The sequence below is a fragment of the Microvirgula sp. AG722 genome (assembly GCF_003269145.1).
In the GTDB taxonomy this organism is placed as follows: Bacteria; Pseudomonadota; Gammaproteobacteria; order Burkholderiales; family Aquaspirillaceae; genus Microvirgula; species Microvirgula aerodenitrificans.
Genome location: NZ_QLTJ01000013.1, coordinates 76,708 through 92,808, shown reverse-complemented (window position 1 = coordinate 92,808; position 16,101 = coordinate 76,708). Strand labels below are relative to the sequence as shown.

The 16,101-nt window shown below is 64.4% G+C and carries 19 protein-coding genes; 15 read left to right on the top strand and 4 right to left on the bottom strand.

The genetic code is table 11. From position 1 onward, the window contains the following. Positions 1 to 245 precede the first annotated feature (245 nt). Entirely contained in the window at positions 246 to 1,076 is an 831-nt protein-coding gene (locus tag DFO50_RS14900; RefSeq protein ID WP_112692799.1) for an SDR family NAD(P)-dependent oxidoreductase, read from the bottom strand. Between the two features lie 113 nt (positions 1,077 to 1,189). Between DFO50_RS14900 and DFO50_RS14895 the strand changes: the two genes are divergently transcribed. The 13 genes from DFO50_RS14895 (at position 1,190) to DFO50_RS14835 (ending at position 12,864) form a co-directional block, all read left to right on the top strand. After that, positions 1,190 to 2,143 carry a TerC family protein gene (locus DFO50_RS14895; RefSeq protein ID WP_036385831.1) on the top strand — a complete coding sequence of 318 codons (954 nt, stop codon included), beginning with the start codon at positions 1,190 to 1,192 and terminating at the stop codon, positions 2,141 to 2,143. A 141-nt stretch (positions 2,144 to 2,284) separates the two neighbouring features. Beyond that, positions 2,285 to 3,496 (top strand): OmpP1/FadL family transporter, encoded by a 1,212-nt coding sequence (locus tag DFO50_RS14890; RefSeq protein ID WP_158537476.1) that lies wholly within the window; start codon positions 2,285 to 2,287, stop codon positions 3,494 to 3,496. Between the two features lie 141 nt (positions 3,497 to 3,637). Beyond that, on the top strand, positions 3,638 to 3,868 hold the full coding sequence (locus DFO50_RS14885; protein ID WP_028499076.1) for an exodeoxyribonuclease VII small subunit: 231 nt from the start codon (positions 3,638 to 3,640) through the stop codon (positions 3,866 to 3,868). Further along, complete coding sequence (locus DFO50_RS14880; protein WP_107890009.1) at positions 3,861 to 4,754, top strand: polyprenyl synthetase family protein; 894 nt, start codon at positions 3,861 to 3,863, stop codon at positions 4,752 to 4,754. The genes DFO50_RS14885 and DFO50_RS14880 overlap by 8 nt, the downstream gene beginning before the upstream one ends. A 56-nt stretch (positions 4,755 to 4,810) precedes the next feature. Further along, positions 4,811 to 6,661 (top strand): 1-deoxy-D-xylulose-5-phosphate synthase, encoded by a 1,851-nt coding sequence (gene dxs, locus DFO50_RS14875; RefSeq protein WP_107890010.1) that lies wholly within the window; start codon positions 4,811 to 4,813, stop codon positions 6,659 to 6,661. Positions 6,662 to 6,779: 118 nt separating this feature from the next. Next, positions 6,780 to 7,577 carry a GTP cyclohydrolase FolE2 gene (gene folE2, locus DFO50_RS14870; protein WP_107890011.1) on the top strand — a complete coding sequence of 266 codons (798 nt, stop codon included), beginning with the start codon at positions 6,780 to 6,782 and terminating at the stop codon, positions 7,575 to 7,577. A 155-nt stretch (positions 7,578 to 7,732) separates the two neighbouring features. Continuing rightward, positions 7,733 to 8,191, top strand: coding sequence for a hypothetical protein (locus DFO50_RS14865; protein WP_199489847.1), 459 nt, complete (start codon positions 7,733 to 7,735; stop codon positions 8,189 to 8,191). 207 nt (positions 8,192 to 8,398) lie between these two features. Then, positions 8,399 to 9,250 (top strand): bifunctional 2-polyprenyl-6-hydroxyphenol methylase/3-demethylubiquinol 3-O-methyltransferase UbiG, encoded by an 852-nt coding sequence (locus DFO50_RS14860; RefSeq protein ID WP_028499072.1) that lies wholly within the window; start codon positions 8,399 to 8,401, stop codon positions 9,248 to 9,250. Positions 9,251 to 9,371: 121 nt separating this feature from the next. Beyond that, positions 9,372 to 9,680, top strand: coding sequence for a hypothetical protein (locus tag DFO50_RS14855; RefSeq protein WP_036385788.1), 309 nt, complete (start codon positions 9,372 to 9,374; stop codon positions 9,678 to 9,680). Positions 9,681 to 9,818: 138 nt separating this feature from the next. Beyond that, positions 9,819 to 10,310, top strand: coding sequence for a GAF domain-containing protein (locus DFO50_RS14850; RefSeq protein WP_107890013.1), 492 nt, complete (start codon positions 9,819 to 9,821; stop codon positions 10,308 to 10,310). A 30-nt stretch (positions 10,311 to 10,340) separates the two neighbouring features. Beyond that, positions 10,341 to 10,928, top strand: a complete 588-nt coding sequence (locus tag DFO50_RS14845) for a malonic semialdehyde reductase (protein WP_028499070.1) — start codon at positions 10,341 to 10,343, stop codon at positions 10,926 to 10,928. 75 nt (positions 10,929 to 11,003) lie between these two features. Then, positions 11,004 to 12,305: a quinone-dependent dihydroorotate dehydrogenase gene (locus tag DFO50_RS14840; protein WP_107890015.1), complete on the top strand. Its 1,302-nt coding sequence runs from the start codon at positions 11,004 to 11,006 to the stop codon at positions 12,303 to 12,305. A 97-nt stretch (positions 12,306 to 12,402) separates the two neighbouring features. Further along, positions 12,403 to 12,864 carry a glycine zipper 2TM domain-containing protein gene (locus tag DFO50_RS14835; RefSeq protein WP_028499069.1) on the top strand — a complete coding sequence of 154 codons (462 nt, stop codon included), beginning with the start codon at positions 12,403 to 12,405 and terminating at the stop codon, positions 12,862 to 12,864. Positions 12,865 to 12,893: 29 nt separating this feature from the next. On the opposite strand, the gene DFO50_RS14830 is transcribed toward DFO50_RS14835, so the two are convergent. From DFO50_RS14830 to fur, 3 genes are read right to left on the bottom strand one after another with little or no spacing between them, the layout of a single operon-like run. Continuing rightward, entirely contained in the window at positions 12,894 to 13,634 is a 741-nt protein-coding gene (locus DFO50_RS14830; RefSeq protein ID WP_028499068.1) for an arginyltransferase, read from the bottom strand. Then, the gene (aat, locus tag DFO50_RS14825; protein ID WP_028499067.1) at positions 13,618 to 14,322 is read right to left on the bottom strand and encodes a leucyl/phenylalanyl-tRNA--protein transferase; all 705 of its coding nucleotides are present in this window, start codon (positions 14,320 to 14,322) and stop codon (positions 13,618 to 13,620) included. The genes DFO50_RS14830 and aat overlap by 17 nt, the downstream gene beginning before the upstream one ends. After that, the gene (gene fur / locus DFO50_RS14820) at positions 14,319 to 14,759 is read right to left on the bottom strand and encodes a ferric iron uptake transcriptional regulator (protein WP_199489846.1); all 441 of its coding nucleotides are present in this window, start codon (positions 14,757 to 14,759) and stop codon (positions 14,319 to 14,321) included. The genes aat and fur overlap by 4 nt, the downstream gene beginning before the upstream one ends. 92 nt (positions 14,760 to 14,851) lie before the next feature. On the opposite strand from fur, the gene DFO50_RS14815 reads away from it, so the two are divergent. Together DFO50_RS14815 and dapB are read left to right on the top strand one after the other, a co-directional pair. Then, positions 14,852 to 15,292: an outer membrane protein assembly factor BamE gene (locus DFO50_RS14815; protein ID WP_084300001.1), complete on the top strand. Its 441-nt coding sequence runs from the start codon at positions 14,852 to 14,854 to the stop codon at positions 15,290 to 15,292. Beyond that, a complete protein-coding gene (gene dapB / locus DFO50_RS14810) occupies positions 15,289 to 16,095 on the top strand; it encodes a 4-hydroxy-tetrahydrodipicolinate reductase (protein ID WP_036385785.1) in 807 nt (268 codons plus the stop codon). Before DFO50_RS14815 ends, dapB begins: the two co-directional genes overlap by 4 nt. Positions 16,096 to 16,101: the final 6 nt, after the last annotated feature.

The window sequence follows — 16,101 nt, the reverse complement described above, 5'->3', positions numbered from 1 at the left end:
TCTCAAAAGAACTTCTGAAAGTTCTTCCTTGACTGTGTAAGCCTTGCTTTTCAGCAAGCGCCTACACTTATCGGTTGTCTGTTTTGTTAAAGAGCGTTTTTCCAAACTGAATCAGCAACTTGCTGCTTCGTTCGGCGCTGCGTCGTGCAGCGAGGAAGCGAACTATACGTTCACTCCCCGACTCCGTCAAGCGACCGCAGCGAATTTTCTGGCACGAATTCGCTATCTGACTGTTTTCAAATGCACTATGCGGCAGCGATCAGCACGCGATCAAGCCATCGCTGCGGCAGCAGATGCCACAAGAACCAGAACAGATGGGTCGGAAACGTGACCCGGTAGCGCGCCCTGGGCCGTCGGGACTCCAGCGAACGCGCCACGACGGCCGCCACCGCCTCGGCCGGCAGCGTCATCCGGCTGCTGGCGTCCGGCTTGCCGAGGCGGGCCAGCTCCTGCCGGTAACGCGCGGCATGTGCACTGTGCTCCATGTCGATGTTTGCATGCAGGCGCACCAGGGCATTGGGGCGGAAGCGGCTGACAATCGGCCCGGGTTCGATCAGGCTGACCCCGATACCGCTGCCGTCGAGTTCCAGCCTCAGCGTATCGGCCAGGCCCTCCATGGCGAACTTGCTGGCGTTGTACGCCCCCCGCCAGCGCATGGAGGCAAAGCCGAGCACCGACGAGTTGAACAGGATCCGCCCCCGCCCCTGCCGCCGCATCAGGGGCAGCACGGCGGCCGTCAGTTCCCAGGCGCCGAACAGATTGGTTTCGAACTGGGCACGCAGTGCCGCGCGCGGCACGTCTTCCACCGCCCCCGGCTGGCCGAAGCCGGCATTGTTGAACAGCGCATCCAGCCGGCCGCCGGTTTCCTTCTCTATATGAGTGACCGCGGCATGGATTGAATCACTGTCATCGACATCCAGCCGCAGTGCATCCGGAAACGATGCCAGCAGGATGTCCACGTCCTGCTGGCGCCGGGCGGCAGCAAAGACCCGCCAGCCCTGCCGGTGCAGCAGGGTGGCCGTCGCCAGCCCGATGCCGCTCGAACAACCGGTGATCAGGATCGATCTGGTTTCCATGGTGATAAGCCCTTTTTAATCGCCAAACGTTAAAACGCACAGCTTAGTATTCCATTTCTTCCCGATTTTCCACGGAGACCATTTTGGGCCTGCATTCCATTGGCACCCCCCTGATGTACGTCGGCTTCTTCAGCGCCGTCATCGCGATGATCGCCATCGACATCATCGCCCTGAACAAAAAAGGTGATCACAAAGTTGGCGTGAAGGAAGCGCTCGGCTGGACTGCCGTCTGGGTTTCCATCGCCATGCTGTTCAATCTGTGGCTGTGGTGGCACATCAAGTCGGATGTCAGCAGCGGGCTGGACGAGATGGCCCGCTCGGCCCTGGCCGACCAGAAGGCGCTGGAATTCCTGACCGGCTACCTGATCGAGAAATCGCTGGCCGTCGACAATATCTTCGTGTTCCTGCTGATCTTCGGCTATTTCAAGGTACCGGTCGAATACCAGCGCCGCGTCCTGCTGTACGGCGTGCTGGGCGCGGTGGTCATGCGCGCGATCATGATCGTGGTCGGGGCAGCGCTGGTCGCCCGCTTCGAGTGGGTGCTGTACCTGTTCGGCGCCTTCCTGATCTTCACCGGGATCAAGATGATGATGCCGGAGAAGGAAGCCGGGGATGATCTCGGCAACAACCGGCTGGTCAAATGGCTGCGCGGCCATCTGCGCATGACCAAGGACTTCCATGGCGAGCACTTCTTTGTCCGCAAGGGCGGCATCCTGTGGGCAACGCCGATGTTCCTGGTGCTGACCATGATCGAAGTGTCCGACGTGGTGTTCGCTGTCGACAGCATCCCGGCCATCTTCGCGGTGACGCTGGACCCGTTCATCGTCATGACGTCGAACATCTTCGCCATCCTCGGCCTGCGGGCGATGTATTTCCTGCTGGCAGATGTGGCCGACCGCTTCCACCTGCTGAAGTACGGGCTGGCGGTGGTGCTGACCTTTATCGGCACGAAGATGCTGCTGCTGCACGTGTACAAGATTCCGACCGTCATTTCGCTGACGGTGGTGTTTGCGGTGATTACCACGTCCATCGTGCTGTCGCTGCTGTCCACGCGCAAGAACCAGTAAAAAATGTCGCATTCCGGTCATTTAACCGGCGAAAGTGTCGTTTCAGTGAAATGCCACTACCGGTCTAGAGTGTAAACTCCACAATGCTGAAACGACCTGCCATGGCAGGTCGTTTTTCATTTCATCCCGTGGAGTTTCATTTTGCGTTTGAGCATCAACAAGCCGTCCTTCCCTTCCGCCCTGTCCGCACTGGCGCTGGCCCTGGCGGCTGGCGGCGCCTCCGCTGCCGGTTTCCAGTTGTCGGAGCAGAGCGTCACGGCGCTGGGACGCGCCTACGCCGGTGCCGGCATCGTCGGCGACGACCTGTCGGCCGCGTTCTACAACCCCGCCGGCATGACGCTGAACAGCGGCACGTCGGTTCAGGCCGGTGTGGTCGCCGTCAATGTGCGCCCGAGTTTTGACGGCACCGAGAACGGCCGCCCGGTCCATGGCAACGGCAGCGGCTGGGCCGGCATTCCCAATGCCTATCTGGTTGCCTCGCCGACCGATCGCCTGCGTCTCGGTCTGGCCATTACCGCCCCGTACGGGCTGAAGACCGACTATGGCAGTCGCTGGGCCGGTGCCGATCACGGTTACAAGAGCTCCATTGTCACCATCGACATCAATCCGTCGCTCGCCTATCGGGTCAATGACTGGCTCAGCGTCGGCGCCGGCGTATCGGCCCAGTATGCGCGGGCCAAGTTCAGCGCCCGGGCGATGAATGTGGTCGATACCCAGGTCGACGCCGATGGCTGGGACTATGGCTACAATGCCGGCGTGATGCTGACGCCGGGCGCGAATACCCGCATCGGCCTGTCGTACCGCTCGAAAATCGATCACCATGAAACCGGCGATGCCCATGTCGGCAAGCTCGGTTACGGCGTCCACGCCGACGTGACGGTGCCGGAGTCGGTCGAACTGACCGGTCTCCAGCGCCTTGATGATCGCTGGTCGGTCACCGGCAGTGTCCGCTGGAGCAACTGGTCGCGGCTGCAGTCGATCGACATCCACCCCGACAGCAACGGTCTGCCGATCAGCCTGCCGCAGAACTGGGGTGACTCGTGGTATTTCTCGCTCGGCACTGACTATCGCCATGATGACCAGTGGACCTTCCGCGGCGGTGTCGCCTACGAGACCACGCCGATCAGGCGCGCCGAGGACCGTACACCGATCATTCCCGACTCGGACCGGCTGTGGACCTCGCTCGGCGCCAGCTGGCGACTCAATGCCCATTCGACGCTGGATTTTGCCTATGCGCACCTGTTCAGCGTCGGCGACCGCGCCAGCCGGCACAAGGTGGGCGGGTCGACGCTGGATGGCGAATACTCGCTGGCCGGCGACCTGTTCGGCCTCCAGTACCAGTACCGGTTCTGAACCGGCGCTGCCTGCCGCCGACCGACCGGAACCGCCGGACGGCGGCGGTTTTTTTGTGCCATCGATATTCATTGGCGGCTTATCTGGCCGCAGCCTGGCGTTTCTCGTTACAATTCCGTCGTTTTGTTCACAGCAGACATCATGGTCAAGACTGCCAAATCCCCCGCCAGTTTCGAAGAAGCCGTCGCCCAGCTCGAAGGGCTGATCCGCGAACTGGAAAGCGGTGAGCTGCCGCTGGACGGCGCGCTGTCCGCATACAAGCAGGGCAGCGAGCTGCTGTCGTTCTGCCAGAGCCGGCTGACCGATGCCGAGCAGCAACTGAAAGTGCTGGAAAACGGCGTGCTGCGCCCGCTGGAGCCCGGCAATGACTGATACCGGACTGGCTGGCTGGATGCAGGCCATGCAGCAGCGCACGGAAACGGCGCTGGACGCCCGTCTGCCCGGTCTCGACCATAGCGCCCGCGATCTGTCGGCCGCGATGCGTTACGCCGTGCTCGGCGGTGGCAAGCGTGTGCGTCCGCTGCTGGTATTCGCCGCCGGCGAGCTGGCAAAGGCGCCATGGCCGGCCCTCGATGCGGCCGCCTGCGCGGTCGAACTGGTCCACGCCTATTCCCTCGTGCACGACGACCTGCCGTGCATGGATGACGATGTGCTGCGTCGCGGCAAGCCGACCTGTCATGTCGCTCATGGCGAAGCCACAGCGCTGCTGGCCGGCGACGCGCTGCAGACGCTGGCTTTCGATGCGCTGTCGGCCCCGCTGGACGATGTCCCGGCCGGCCGCCAGTTGCAGATGCTGCAATGCCTCGCCCGCGCCAGCGGGGCGGCCGGCATGTGCGGCGGCCAGGCCATTGACCTGGCATCGGTCGGCCAGCCGCTGGAGCAGACCGAACTCGAGTACATGCACTGCCTGAAGACCGGCGCGCTGATCCGGGCCGCCGTGCTGCTCGGCGCCCATGCCGGGCAGGCCGACCGCGCCATGCTCGATGCGCTGGACGCCTACGCCAAGCGCATCGGTCTCGCCTTCCAGGTCATCGATGACGTTCTCGACTGCGAGGGCGATGCGGCGACACTCGGCAAGACCGCCGGCAAGGATGCCGCCCATGACAAACCGACCTATGTCAGCCTGATGGGACTGGGCGAAGCGAAAGCCTATGCGCGTGCGCTGCACGCCGACGCCCTCGCCGCCCTCGCCCCGTTCGGCGATCGCGCGCGGCGCCTGGGCGAACTGGCCGACTATATTGTCGTGCGTTCGTTCTGACTCGTCTGCCAACCCGAGCCGGCGGCCTTGCCGTCGGCCTTCATACCGATAGCAACATGACTGCGCTGCTCGACACCATTCAGACCCCGGCCGATCTCAGACGGCTCGATCGCAAGCAGCTGCCCCAGCTTGCCGAAGAACTTCGCGACTTCCTGGTCGAATCGGTCAGCCGGACCGGGGGGCATTTCGCGTCCAATCTGGGCTCGATCGAACTGACCATCGCCCTGCACTACCTGTACAACACGCCGGAAGACCGTCTGGTCTGGGATGTCGGCCATCAAACCTATCCGCACAAGATCCTGACCGGTCGCCGTGAGCGCATGGGCACCATGCGCCAGAAAGGCGGTCTGGCCGGTTTCCCCAAGCGCGAAGAATCCGAATACGACACTTTTGGCGTCGGCCATTCCTCGACCTCGATCGGTGCGGCGCTCGGCATGGCCGCCGCGGCCAAACTGACCGGTTCCGGCCGGCGCGTGGTTGCCGTGATCGGCGATGGTGCAATGACGGCCGGTCAGGCGTTCGAGGCACTGAACAATGCCGGGGCGATGGATACCGACCTGCTGGTGATCCTCAACGACAACGACATGTCGATTTCGCCGAATGTCGGCGCGCTGAACCATTATCTGACCAAGCTGATGAGCGGCCGCTTCTACGCGACGATGAAGGAAGGCTCGAACAAGGTGCTCGGCATCGCCCCGCCGCTGCAGAAGCTGGCGCACAAGGCGGAAGAGCAGCTGAAAAGCCTGATTACGCCGGGCACGCTGTTCGAGGAATTCGGCTTCAACTATCTGGGGCCGATCGACGGTCACGACCTGCCGACGCTGATCGACACGCTGTCGAACGTGAAAAAGCTCAAGGGACCGCAGTTCCTGCACGTGGTCACCCGCAAGGGCCACGGCTACAAGCTGGCCGAGAACGACCCGATCGCCTACCACGGCGTTTCCAGGTTCAGTCCGCAGGACGGGTTGCCGGCCGGCAAGACCGGCGGCGGCAAGCCGACCTATACCCAGGTGTTCGGCGACTGGCTGTGCGACATGGCCACGCTCGACGAGCGGCTGATCGGCATCACGCCGGCAATGCGCGAAGGCTCGGGCATGGTCCGCTTCGAAAAGGAGCACCCGACGCGCTACTTCGACGTCGGCATTGCTGAACAGCACGCGGTGACTTTTGCCGCCGGACTGGCCTGTGAAGGGCGCAAGCCGGTGGTCGCCATCTATTCGACCTTCCTGCAGCGCGCCTATGATCAGCTGATTCACGATGTGGCAATCCAGAACCTGCCGGTCATGTTCGCCATCGACCGTGCCGGCCTGGTCGGCGCCGACGGCCCGACCCACGCCGGTGCGTTCGACCTGTCCTATCTGCGCTGCATCCCGAACCTGATCGTGCTGGCACCGTCGGACGAGAACGAATGCCGGCAGATGCTGTATACCGCCTTCCTGCACGATGGCCCCAGTGCCGTGCGCTATCCGCGCGGCAGCGGCCCCAACGCTGCCATCGAGACCGACATGCACCCGCTGCCGCTCGGCCGTGGCGTGGTACGGCGTCAGGGCAAGCGGATCGCGATCTGTGCCTTCGGCAGCATGGTGCAGCCGGCGCTGGCCGCGGCCGAAGCACTGGATGCCACCGTGGCCGACATGCGCTTCGTCAAGCCGCTGGACCGCGAACTGCTGCGTTCGCTGGCGGACAGCCACGACTGGCTGGTCACCATCGAGGAGAACGAGATCATGGGTGGCGCCGGCAGCGCCGTGCTCGAAGCGCTGGCCGAAGCCGGCATCGACCGGCCCGTGCTGCAACTCGGCCTGCCCGACCATTTCGTCGAGCATGGCGATCCGGCGCTGCTGCTGGCCGAATGCGGGCTCGATGCTGCCGGCATTGAACGGTCGATTCGCGCCCGGTTCGCCCTTTAAGCGCTTCCCGGCGTCACGGCCTGGACGGCCGTGACGCGCGATGTCCGACTTCTTTACTCGGGTATTGGCGGCCGATATAATTCCGAACTTGATCTGCATCAGGATTCAGAATTTTCCGATGACCTCTGCCGCCATTCCCGACGTGCAAAGCACGCCCGATACCCGCAATATCGCCATCAACAAGGTCGGCATCAAGTCGATCCGCCATCCGGTTCGCGTCGCCGACCGGGCGGGCGGGGTCCAGCACACCATTGGCGTGTTCAACATGTACGTGCATCTGCCGCACAATTTCAAGGGCACGCACATGTCACGTTTCGTCGAGATCCTCAATATGCATGAGCGCGAGATCTCGGTGGAGAATTTCGAGTCCATCGTGCGCGACATGTGCGAACGGCTCGAAGCCGAATCCGGTTATCTGGAAATGAGTTTCCCGTACTTCATCGACAAGACCGCGCCGGTTTCCGGGGTAAAGAGTCTGCTCGATTACGACATCACCTATGTCGGCGAACTGCGCGGCGGCAAGTATTCGTTCACCATGAAGGCGCTGGTGCCGGTCACCAGTCTGTGCCCGTGTTCGAAAAAGATTTCCGAGCGCGGCGCACACAACCAGCGTTCGCACATCACCATCACCGCCACCACCAATGCCCATGTGTGGATCGAGGAGCTGGTCGCGATCGCCGAAAGCCAGGCGTCGTGCGAACTGTACGGCCTGCTGAAGCGCCCGGACGAGAAGTACGTGACCGAGCGCGCTTACGACAACCCGAAGTTCGTCGAGGATCTGGTGCGCGATGTCGCCGCCGCGGTCCACAGTGATCCGCGCATCGATGCCTATGTAGTGGAAAGCGAGAATTTCGAGTCGATCCACAATCACTCGGCCTATGCGCTGATTGAGCGCGACAAGCGCGTGCAGGGCTGATTCGCACAGTCCCGCAAGCCGGAAACGGACACCTCGCGTGTCCGTTTTTCATTGCCCGATACAGACAATTACAACTGGGTATCCCGGCACAATAGATCAGCAATAGCTGGCATCAATAATGACCGTGTCACCCCCTGCTGCAAGAGGCCAGCATCATGTCACGGATCTTACGATCGCTTTCCGTCGTCGCCCTGCTGATGGGCGCGACCGCCCCGGCGTTCGCCGACGGGCAATTCAACAGCGCACTGGGCGGCGCACTCGGCGGTGGTCTTGGCGCGGCCATCGGTGGCCAGGCCGGCGGCAGCGACGGGGCCATTATCGGCGGTGCGCTCGGTGGCGCGCTCGGCGCGGCGGTGGCCACCCCGCGTGAAGATGTCCGCTATATCGGCTATCGCGATGATGACTATCGCCGCCCGCCGCCACGTTACGACAACGGCTGGCATAACGGCTGGAACCGGCCGGTCTATCGCCCTGGGCCGCCACGCGGAGACTGGCGCTACGACCATGACCGCTGGGACCGGCGCGACCGGGGATGGGACCGTCATGACCGCGGCTGGGACCGGCATGACCGCGGTTGGGACCGGGGTCGCGGCGACGGCTGGCGTCACGACTGATTCATGATTTTCTGCGGCCGGACGCTACCCACGTCCGGCCGCAGTCACATTCAGCAGGTGGCAAGGCCTTCAACTGGCGCAGATCGATAGAGGGATACGATGCCATGCAGAGAGCGGATCGGCCGGGAGGCCCGCCACTGTCGTCAGCCGTGATGACGAGGTAGCATGCGGCCCCGGCCCCTTCGGGGCAAATCCCGGAGCACCCTGATGCACAAAGACCTGCACGAGGCGAACCGGCTGTCGTGGAACGCCGCCACAGTGGCCCACAACAGCCACAAGGGCGACCAGGCCGCCTTCTTCCGCGCTGGCGGCTCGACGCTGTTCCCCGAAGAATGTGAACTGCTCGGCGATATCGCCGGACTGGAGCTGCTGCACCTGCAATGCAATGCCGGACAGGACAGTCTCAGCCTCGCCCGGCTCGGCGCCCGCGTGACCGGTGTCGATATTGCCGACGAGGCGATCGACTTCGCCAGCCAGTTGGCACGCGACAGCGGCATCCCGGCCCGCTTCGAGCGCGCCGACCTGTTCGACTGGTTCGATGCCGCGATCCATGACGGCCGCCGCTTCGACCGGGTGTTCGCGTCCTATGGTGCGCTGTGCTGGCTGTCCGATCTCGGGACCTGGGCGCGCGGCATTGCCGGCGTGCTCAAACCCGGCGGTCACTTCACCCTGGTCGAATTTCACCCGTACGCGATGGTGTTCGACCCGCACTGGACACCTCATTACGACTATTTCCATGCCGGACCGGTTACCGAGGAGGATGGCGTCGGTGATTATGTCGCCGACTCGGGCAAGGGACTGGCACCGGTCGACTATCAGCCGGGTATCGTGCAGTTCAACAATCCGCACCCGAGCCATGAATTCAGCTGGGGCATCGCCGAGGTAGTCAGCGCGCTGATCGCGGCCGGGCTGCGCATCGAACGACTGAGCGAGTATCCGTATTCGAATGGCTGGCGCGGCTTCGATGACATGCGCGAGCTCGAAGGCCGGCGCATGGCGCCGCCAGCCCACCTGCCGACGCTGCCGCTGATGTACGGCCTCACCGCCCGCCACGGCTGAGTGGTACCTGTGCTGCTTGAACAGTCATTTACATCTGGTTCACGGATGCCAACAGCGTGGCAACACCTGTCTCCGATAATGGATCCACAACATTGAATACCCATCCAGAGAGGCACCCACCATGACCCGAACGGCCACACGTTTTCTGCTGACCCTTCTCCTTGCCGGCGGCATCGCGGCACCGGCCATGGCCGGCGGCGCAGAATGGGACGCCGCCCTTGGCGGTGCACTGGGCGGCGGCCTGGGCGCTGCCGTCGGCCAGCACCTGGGCGGCCGCAATGGTGCCATCATCGGTGGTGCCGCCGGTGGCGGCCTGGGTGCGGCCGTGACCGCACCGGAAGAACGCCGGGTCGATTACCGCCGTTCGGACCGGGGCTACCATCGCGGCCACTACAAGCACAAACACAAGCACGACCGTCACTGGGATTGATGGTTTCGCCCTGGGGCGCGTCATTCCCTCCGCGCCCCGTCAGCACCGCCCGCCCCGTCGTGGGCGTTTTTTATTTGCATCTGGCGGAAATGCGGTGACGGCGTCATCATCAGCCGATCAACATCCCGACACCGGATCATGACCGAGACCCTGATATTGACTGCCACCGACAAGCGCGGCCGCTATGCCGAGCTGCTCCCGCAACTGGAAGCCCTGGCAGAGGAAAGCGATGCCGTCGCGCGCCAGGCCAATCTGGCCGCTGCCCTGCACCAGGCTTTTGGCTGGCACTGGGTCGGCTTTTACCGCGTCGACGGACAGCAACTGGTGCTCGGGCCGTTCCAGGGGCCGGTTGCCTGCACCCGCATTCCATTCGGCCGCGGCGTCTGCGGCACGGCGTGGCGGGACAAGTGCACTCTGGTGGTCGACGACGTCGACGCCTTTCCCGGCCATATCGCCTGCTCCAGCCTGAGCCGGTCCGAGATCGTGGTACCCGTTTTCGACCGTGACGGCCAGGTCGCCGGGGTGCTGGATGTCGATGCGATCGACATCGGTCACTTTGACGACATCGACCGCGACGCGCTGGAACAGTTGTCGGCCCGGCTGACCGGGCTGCATCCGTATCCCCTGTAACCGCACGCACCGCCAGAAAGGCCGCCCGCCATGACGCCGATTTCCGATACCGCGCTGAAGCAACTGTTTGTCGATGCCCGCACGCACAGCCACTGGCAGCCCCGCCCGGTGCCGGACGCGGTACTGCGCTCGCTGTACGAGATGCTGCGCTATGCGCCGACCAGCGCCAACTGCTCACCGGCCCGCTTCGTATTCGTCCGGTCCACGGAAGGCAAGGCGCGGCTGAAACCGTGCCTGGCCGCCGGCAATGTCGACAAGACCATGGCCGCGCCGGTCACGGCCATCGTCGCCCATGACAGCCAGTTCACCGAGCTGCTGCCGCGGCTGTATCCGCACGCCGACGCCCGCAGCTGGTTTGCCGGCAACCAGCCGCTGACCGATGTCACGGCATTCCGCAATGGCACGCTGCAGGGCGGCTACCTGATCCTGGCCGCGCGGGCGCTCGGGCTGGATTGCGGTCCGATGTCCGGTTTCGACAATGCGGCGCTGGATGCCGAGTTCTTTCCCGACGGCCGCTGGAAGTCGAATTTTCTGGTCAATCTCGGCTTCGGCGAGGCCGGCAAGCTGCATGCCCGCTCGCCCCGGCTGGCGTTCGACGACGCCTGCCGGCTGGCCTGAGCCCCCGGCCGTGCGCCGCGGGCGCAAGGCCTGCAGTATACTTTGTGCCACTTTCACCTCCATTCAGGTAAGCCCATGTACCAGCTCGTCCGCCCACTGCTGTTCCGGCTCGATGCCGAAAAAGCCCACCATCTGGCGCTGAACAGCCTGCGCACGCTGAACAACTGGGGTCTCGATGGCTTCCTGAACCGGCCGGTCGCGGACTGCCCGGTCGACGTCATGGGCATGAAGTTCCCGAATCCGGTCGGCCTGGCCGCGGGCCTGGACAAGAACGGCGAATACATCGATGCACTGGCCGGCATGGGCTTCGGCTTTATCGAGGTCGGCACGGTCACGCCGCTGCCGCAGCCGGGCAACCCGCGCCCGCGCATGTTCCGGCTGACCGAAGCCGAAGCCATCATCAACCGCATGGGTTTCAACAACCTCGGCGTCGACAATCTGGTCGAGAACGTGCGCCGCGTCCGCTACCGCGGCATTCTCGGCATCAATATCGGCAAGAATGCCAGCACGCCGAACGACCGTGCCATCGACGACTACCTGATCTGCCTGAACAAGGTCTATCCGCACGCCAGCTATGTCGCGGTCAACATTTCATCGCCGAACACCAGGAACCTGCGCGACCTGCAGGGCGGCGAGCAGTTGAACCAGTTGCTGAACGCGCTGCACATGCGCCAGCTCGAGCTGGCGGACCAGCACGGCCGCTATGTGCCGCTGGCGATCAAGATCGCACCGGATCTGGACACCATCGCCATCCGCGAGATTGCCGACATGCTGGCCTTCCACCGCATGGATGCCGTCATCGCCACCAATACCACCGTGTCGCGCAATGGCGTACTGCACCTGCCCGGAGCCGCCGAGACCGGCGGGCTGTCCGGCGCGCCGCTGGTCGGCAAGTCCACCGAGGTCATCACCGAACTGGCGACCGCCCTGGCCAGCCGGCTGCCGATCATCGGCGTCGGCGGCATCCTGCGTGGCGACCAGGGCTGGGAGAAGCTCCAGGCCGGCGCCTCGCTGCTTCAGCTGTACAGCGGCCTGATCTACAAGGGCCAGAGTCTGGTCGGCGATACGGCCGACGCCTGCCGCTATTACTTCGACCAGAATCCGACCCGGCGCGTGTTCCAGCGCGTGGTGTCGCAGGCGGCCGAACCCGAAGCGGAAGAGGCGGCACCGCGCATGGAAAGCATGGACATCCCCGATTTCAATGCCGGGCAAACCGGCGACGTGGAGGTGGCAGCGAGCGACGCCGGCGCACCAGCGACGACCGGCGAAACGCCGGCAGCGGATGCCGGAGCGCCCCAGCCAGCCGCCACACCGTCGGACGCCCCTCCCGCCGCGCCGGCATCGCAGCCATCCGGCAACCACTCCCGGCTGGTCTGACCCCCGGGCGCCGGCTGGCGACAGCCGGTCAGCTATTTAATGATTGGCTAATGTTCAAATCAAACACTAGCGAATGAAGTCCACACGAGGTCCAAAGATGCTCAATACCTTTGTCAAACCCGCACTGGTCGCGACCGTGGCCGCCCTGACCCTGGCCGGCTGCGCCAGCAACTCGGCGTCGCTGTATACCACCAGCCAGGCGCAGCGCGTGCAGACCGTCGAGCTTGGCACCGTGGTCTCGGTGCAGAATGCCCGTATCCAGGGCGACAACAATCCGCTGTACACGCTGGGTGGTGCAGCCCTTGGCGGGCTGGCCGGCAGCAATGTCGGCAAGGGTACCGGCGCGGCCGCCGGCGCCATTGTCGGGGCACTGCTCGGCGGCGCGGCCACCAATGCCGCGCAGAAGAACATGGGGGGCCAGGCCGCCTACGAGATTACCGTGCAGCTGGATACCGGCCGCACGATCTCGATCGTCCAGCAGGCCGATACGCCGATCAGCAGCGGCATGCGCGTGCGCGTGCTGTCCGGCGGCGGTGCCGACCGCGTCGTCCCGCTGTAACGCCCCCTGCCGTGGTGACCGGCGCCGGCTCAGTCCGGCCCGGCATCGGCCGCCACGCGGCGCCACTGCCCGTCCACCAGACGCTCCAGCGGCTGGTAGCGGGTCTTGTACGCCATCTTGCGGCACTCGCGGACCCAGTAGCCCAGGTACAGGTACGGCAGCTGCAGCCGGACCGACAGGCCGATCTGCCACAGCACGTTGTAGACACCGTAGCTGGCCTTCTCGTCATCCGGGTCGAAGAAGGTGTAGACCGCTGACAGGCCGTCGTCCAGCCGGTCGATCAGGCTGACCATCTTCAGCACGCCATTGTCGCGAAATTCGGCCAGCCAGCTGTCGACGCCGCTTTTCAGAATGAATTCGGTGTACTGGCTGCGGTCGTCCCCGGCCATGCTGCCGCCGGCATGCCGGCTGCTCTGGTAGCGCTGATACAGCTGGTAGTGTTCCTCGTCGTAGCCCAGCGGCAGCAGCCGCGCACTCAGGCCACCGTGCCGGCGGGCGGCGCGGCGCTGGCTGCGGTCCGACGCGAACTCGCTGACCGGGATGCGCACCGACACGCAGGCCGCACAGTGGTCGCAATACGGCCGGTAGGTAAACAGCCCGCTGCGGCGAAAGCCGATCTTGACCAGCTGGCTGTACACCCGGGTATCGATCGCCTCGGACGGGATGGCGACCTGCGACCGCGCCTGACGATCGTCCAGGTAGCTGCACGGATAGGGTGCCGTCGCATAAAAATGGACGGTGAAGATCCTGTCGTTATCGCGATGGCTCATTGTCGTGCCGCCAGTTCCACAGTCCGGCCGGCGCGGGCGCGTCGACTGCCGGTTTCAATCGGGCCACGAACGCGTCGCGGGAAATTTCCCGCCCGCCCAGGCTCGCCAGGTGTGCGGTCTTCATCTGGCAGTCGATCATCGGCACGCCGGCCGCTGCCAGACGGCGAACCAGATGGACAAGGGCCAGCTTGGACCCGTCGCTGGCGCGCGAAAACATCGATTCGCCGAAGAACATGCGTCCGAGCATGATCCCGTACAGACCGCCAACCAGTTCGCCATCGATGCGGGTCTCGACCGAGTGCGCATGGCCCATGCGGTGCAATTCGGTATAGGCAGTAATGATGTCGTCGGTGATCCAGGAGCTGGGGCGGGCCGGCGTGGGCGCGGCGCACTCGCGCATCACGCGGGGGAAATCGGTGTCGACGGTAATCGAATAGCGACGATGGGCCAGTGTCTTTGCCAGCGAGCGCGTCACCCGCAGCTCATCGGTGAACAGCACCATGCGCGGTGCCGGACTCCACCACAGCACCGGCTCGCCGTCGGAAAACCACGGGAAGATGCCCTGGCGGTAGGCGTCGAGCAAACGGGCCGGATGCAGCTCCAGCCCGGCGGCCAGCAATCCGTTCGGGTCCGCCATGGCGGTATCGAGCGGAGGAAACGGGTCGCCGGGCCGCAGCCATGCGATCATGGTTCGGTTTCGAGATTGCGGTGTTCGCAGTTAACTTTCTGGCACTTCGCGTACAGGTACAGCGCATGGTCCTCGATGGCGAAGCCATGGCGTTCGGCGATGCGGTCCTGCAGGGTTTCCAGTTCCGGTTCAAAGAATTCGACCACGCGGCCACAGTCGAGACAGACCAGATGATCGTGGTGATGACCGTGGTTCAGCTCGTAAACGGCACGGCCGGATTCGAAATGGTGACGCATCAGGATGCCCGCCTGCTCGAACTGGGTGAGCACGCGGTAGACCGTCGCCAGCCCGACATCGATATGCTCGGCCAGCAATTTGCGGTAGACATCCTCGGCGGACAAATGCCCCTGGGTACTGGACTCGAACAGATTGAGGATCTTGAGTCGCGGTCCGGTGGCCTTCAGGCCGATGCTCTTCAGTTGTTCTGCCTGATTCATGATTCTGCCTGATTCATTGTGTAGACGTGGTACCTCTTCGCTTTTCAGCTATGATATAGCCTTTTCGCGCCTTGCCCAACTCAGCCCCGGACATGTTCAAGACTAAGCTCGCGCCTCTCGCTTCCGTTCTGCTCCTCTCTGCTTGCAGTCTGCAGAGTCTTCCCGGCTTCCTGCAGCCGCACACCATTGATATTCAGCAAGGGAATGTTGTAACGCAAGATGAAATCGACAAGCTTCGGGTCGGCATGACCCGTTCGCAGGTCCGCTTCGTCCTCGGCACGCCGATGCTGGCCGACATGTTCCACGCCAATCGCTGGGACTATCAGTTCCAGCTGCGCCGTGCCGGCAAGCTTGAAGATGCCAAACGCTTCAGCGTCATCTTCGAGAACGACCTGCTCGCCCGCTGGGAAGGCGACGGCTTCCCGCCGCGCCGTCCGCAGGTCATCGATGCAGTCGCAATCCCGGCCGCCGCCGATGGTGCAGCGCCGGCCACGGCGCCGGCGGCCGACAGCGCGCAGGACACGGCAAAATGAGTGACATCAAGCTGGTTATCGCCGGTTGCGGCGGCCGCATGGGTCGTTCGCTGATCGAAGCCGTGCTGGCCACGCCCGGCGTGCGCCTGCACGCCGCGCTGGAACGCGACGGCAATCCGCTGATCGGCCAGGACGCCGGTCTGGCCATCGGCCAGCAGACCGGCGTGGCAATCGGCAGCGATGTCGATGCGGCGCTGGCCGGCGCCGATGCGCTGATCGACTTCACCCGCCCGGAAGGCTCGCTGGCGTTCCTCGCCGCCTGCCGTCGCCATGGCGTGAACCACATCATCGGCACCACCGGTTTCGATGACGCGGCCCGCGCGGCGATTGCCGAGGCCGGCACCGAGATCGGCATCGTCTGCGCGCCGAACTTCTCGGTCGGCGTGAACCTGAGCTTCAAGCTGCTCGACATCGCCGCCCGCGTGCTCAACGAGGGGTTCGATGTCGAAATCCTTGAAGCGCACCATCGCTACAAGGTCGATGCCCCGTCCGGCACCGCGCTGCGCATGGGCGAGGTAGTGGCCAATGCACTGGGCCGCGACCTGAAGACCTGCGCGGTCTACGGCCGCGAAGGCGTGACCGGTGAACGCGATCCGAACACCATCGGCTTTGCCACCGTGCGTGGCGGCGACGTGGTCGGCGACCACACCGTACTGTTCGCCGCCCTCGGCGAACGGGTCGAGATCACCCACAAGGCCTCCAGCCGCCTGACCTTTGCCAACGGCGCCGTTCGCGCCGCCCGCTGGCTGGCCGGGCAGCCGCGCGGCCTGTACGACATGCAGGACGTGCTCGGCCTGCGCTGACCGGCA

Coding starts and splice junctions, on each gene's coding strand:
- folE2 (WP_107890011.1), top strand. CDS start 6,780: ATGACCTCTGCCGCCATTCCCGACGTGCAAAGCACGCCCGATACCCGC.
- DFO50_RS14850 (WP_107890013.1), top strand. CDS start 9,819: ATGACCGAGACCCTGATATTGACTGCCACCGACAAGCGCGGCCGCTAT.
- DFO50_RS14900 (WP_112692799.1), bottom strand. CDS start 1,076: ATGGAAACCAGATCGATCCTGATCACCGGTTGTTCGAGCGGCATCGGG.
- DFO50_RS14855 (WP_036385788.1), top strand. CDS start 9,372: ATGACCCGAACGGCCACACGTTTTCTGCTGACCCTTCTCCTTGCCGGC.
- DFO50_RS14895 (WP_036385831.1), top strand. CDS start 1,190: ATGTACGTCGGCTTCTTCAGCGCCGTCATCGCGATGATCGCCATCGAC.
- DFO50_RS14880 (WP_107890009.1), top strand. CDS start 3,861: ATGACTGATACCGGACTGGCTGGCTGGATGCAGGCCATGCAGCAGCGC.
- DFO50_RS14845 (WP_028499070.1), top strand. CDS start 10,341: ATGACGCCGATTTCCGATACCGCGCTGAAGCAACTGTTTGTCGATGCC.
- DFO50_RS14865 (WP_199489847.1), top strand. CDS start 7,733: ATGTCACGGATCTTACGATCGCTTTCCGTCGTCGCCCTGCTGATGGGC.
- DFO50_RS14885 (WP_028499076.1), top strand. CDS start 3,638: ATGGTCAAGACTGCCAAATCCCCCGCCAGTTTCGAAGAAGCCGTCGCC.
- DFO50_RS14860 (WP_028499072.1), top strand. CDS start 8,399: ATGCACAAAGACCTGCACGAGGCGAACCGGCTGTCGTGGAACGCCGCC.
- DFO50_RS14840 (WP_107890015.1), top strand. CDS start 11,004: ATGTACCAGCTCGTCCGCCCACTGCTGTTCCGGCTCGATGCCGAAAAA.
- DFO50_RS14835 (WP_028499069.1), top strand. CDS start 12,403: ATGCTCAATACCTTTGTCAAACCCGCACTGGTCGCGACCGTGGCCGCC.
- fur (WP_199489846.1), bottom strand. CDS start 14,759: ATGAATCAGGCAGAACAACTGAAGAGCATCGGCCTGAAGGCCACCGGA.
- DFO50_RS14830 (WP_028499068.1), bottom strand. CDS start 13,634: ATGAGCCATCGCGATAACGACAGGATCTTCACCGTCCATTTTTATGCG.
- dapB (WP_036385785.1), top strand. CDS start 15,289: ATGAGTGACATCAAGCTGGTTATCGCCGGTTGCGGCGGCCGCATGGGT.
- DFO50_RS14815 (WP_084300001.1), top strand. CDS start 14,852: ATGTTCAAGACTAAGCTCGCGCCTCTCGCTTCCGTTCTGCTCCTCTCT.
- dxs (WP_107890010.1), top strand. CDS start 4,811: ATGACTGCGCTGCTCGACACCATTCAGACCCCGGCCGATCTCAGACGG.
- aat (WP_028499067.1), bottom strand. CDS start 14,322: ATGATCGCATGGCTGCGGCCCGGCGACCCGTTTCCTCCGCTCGATACC.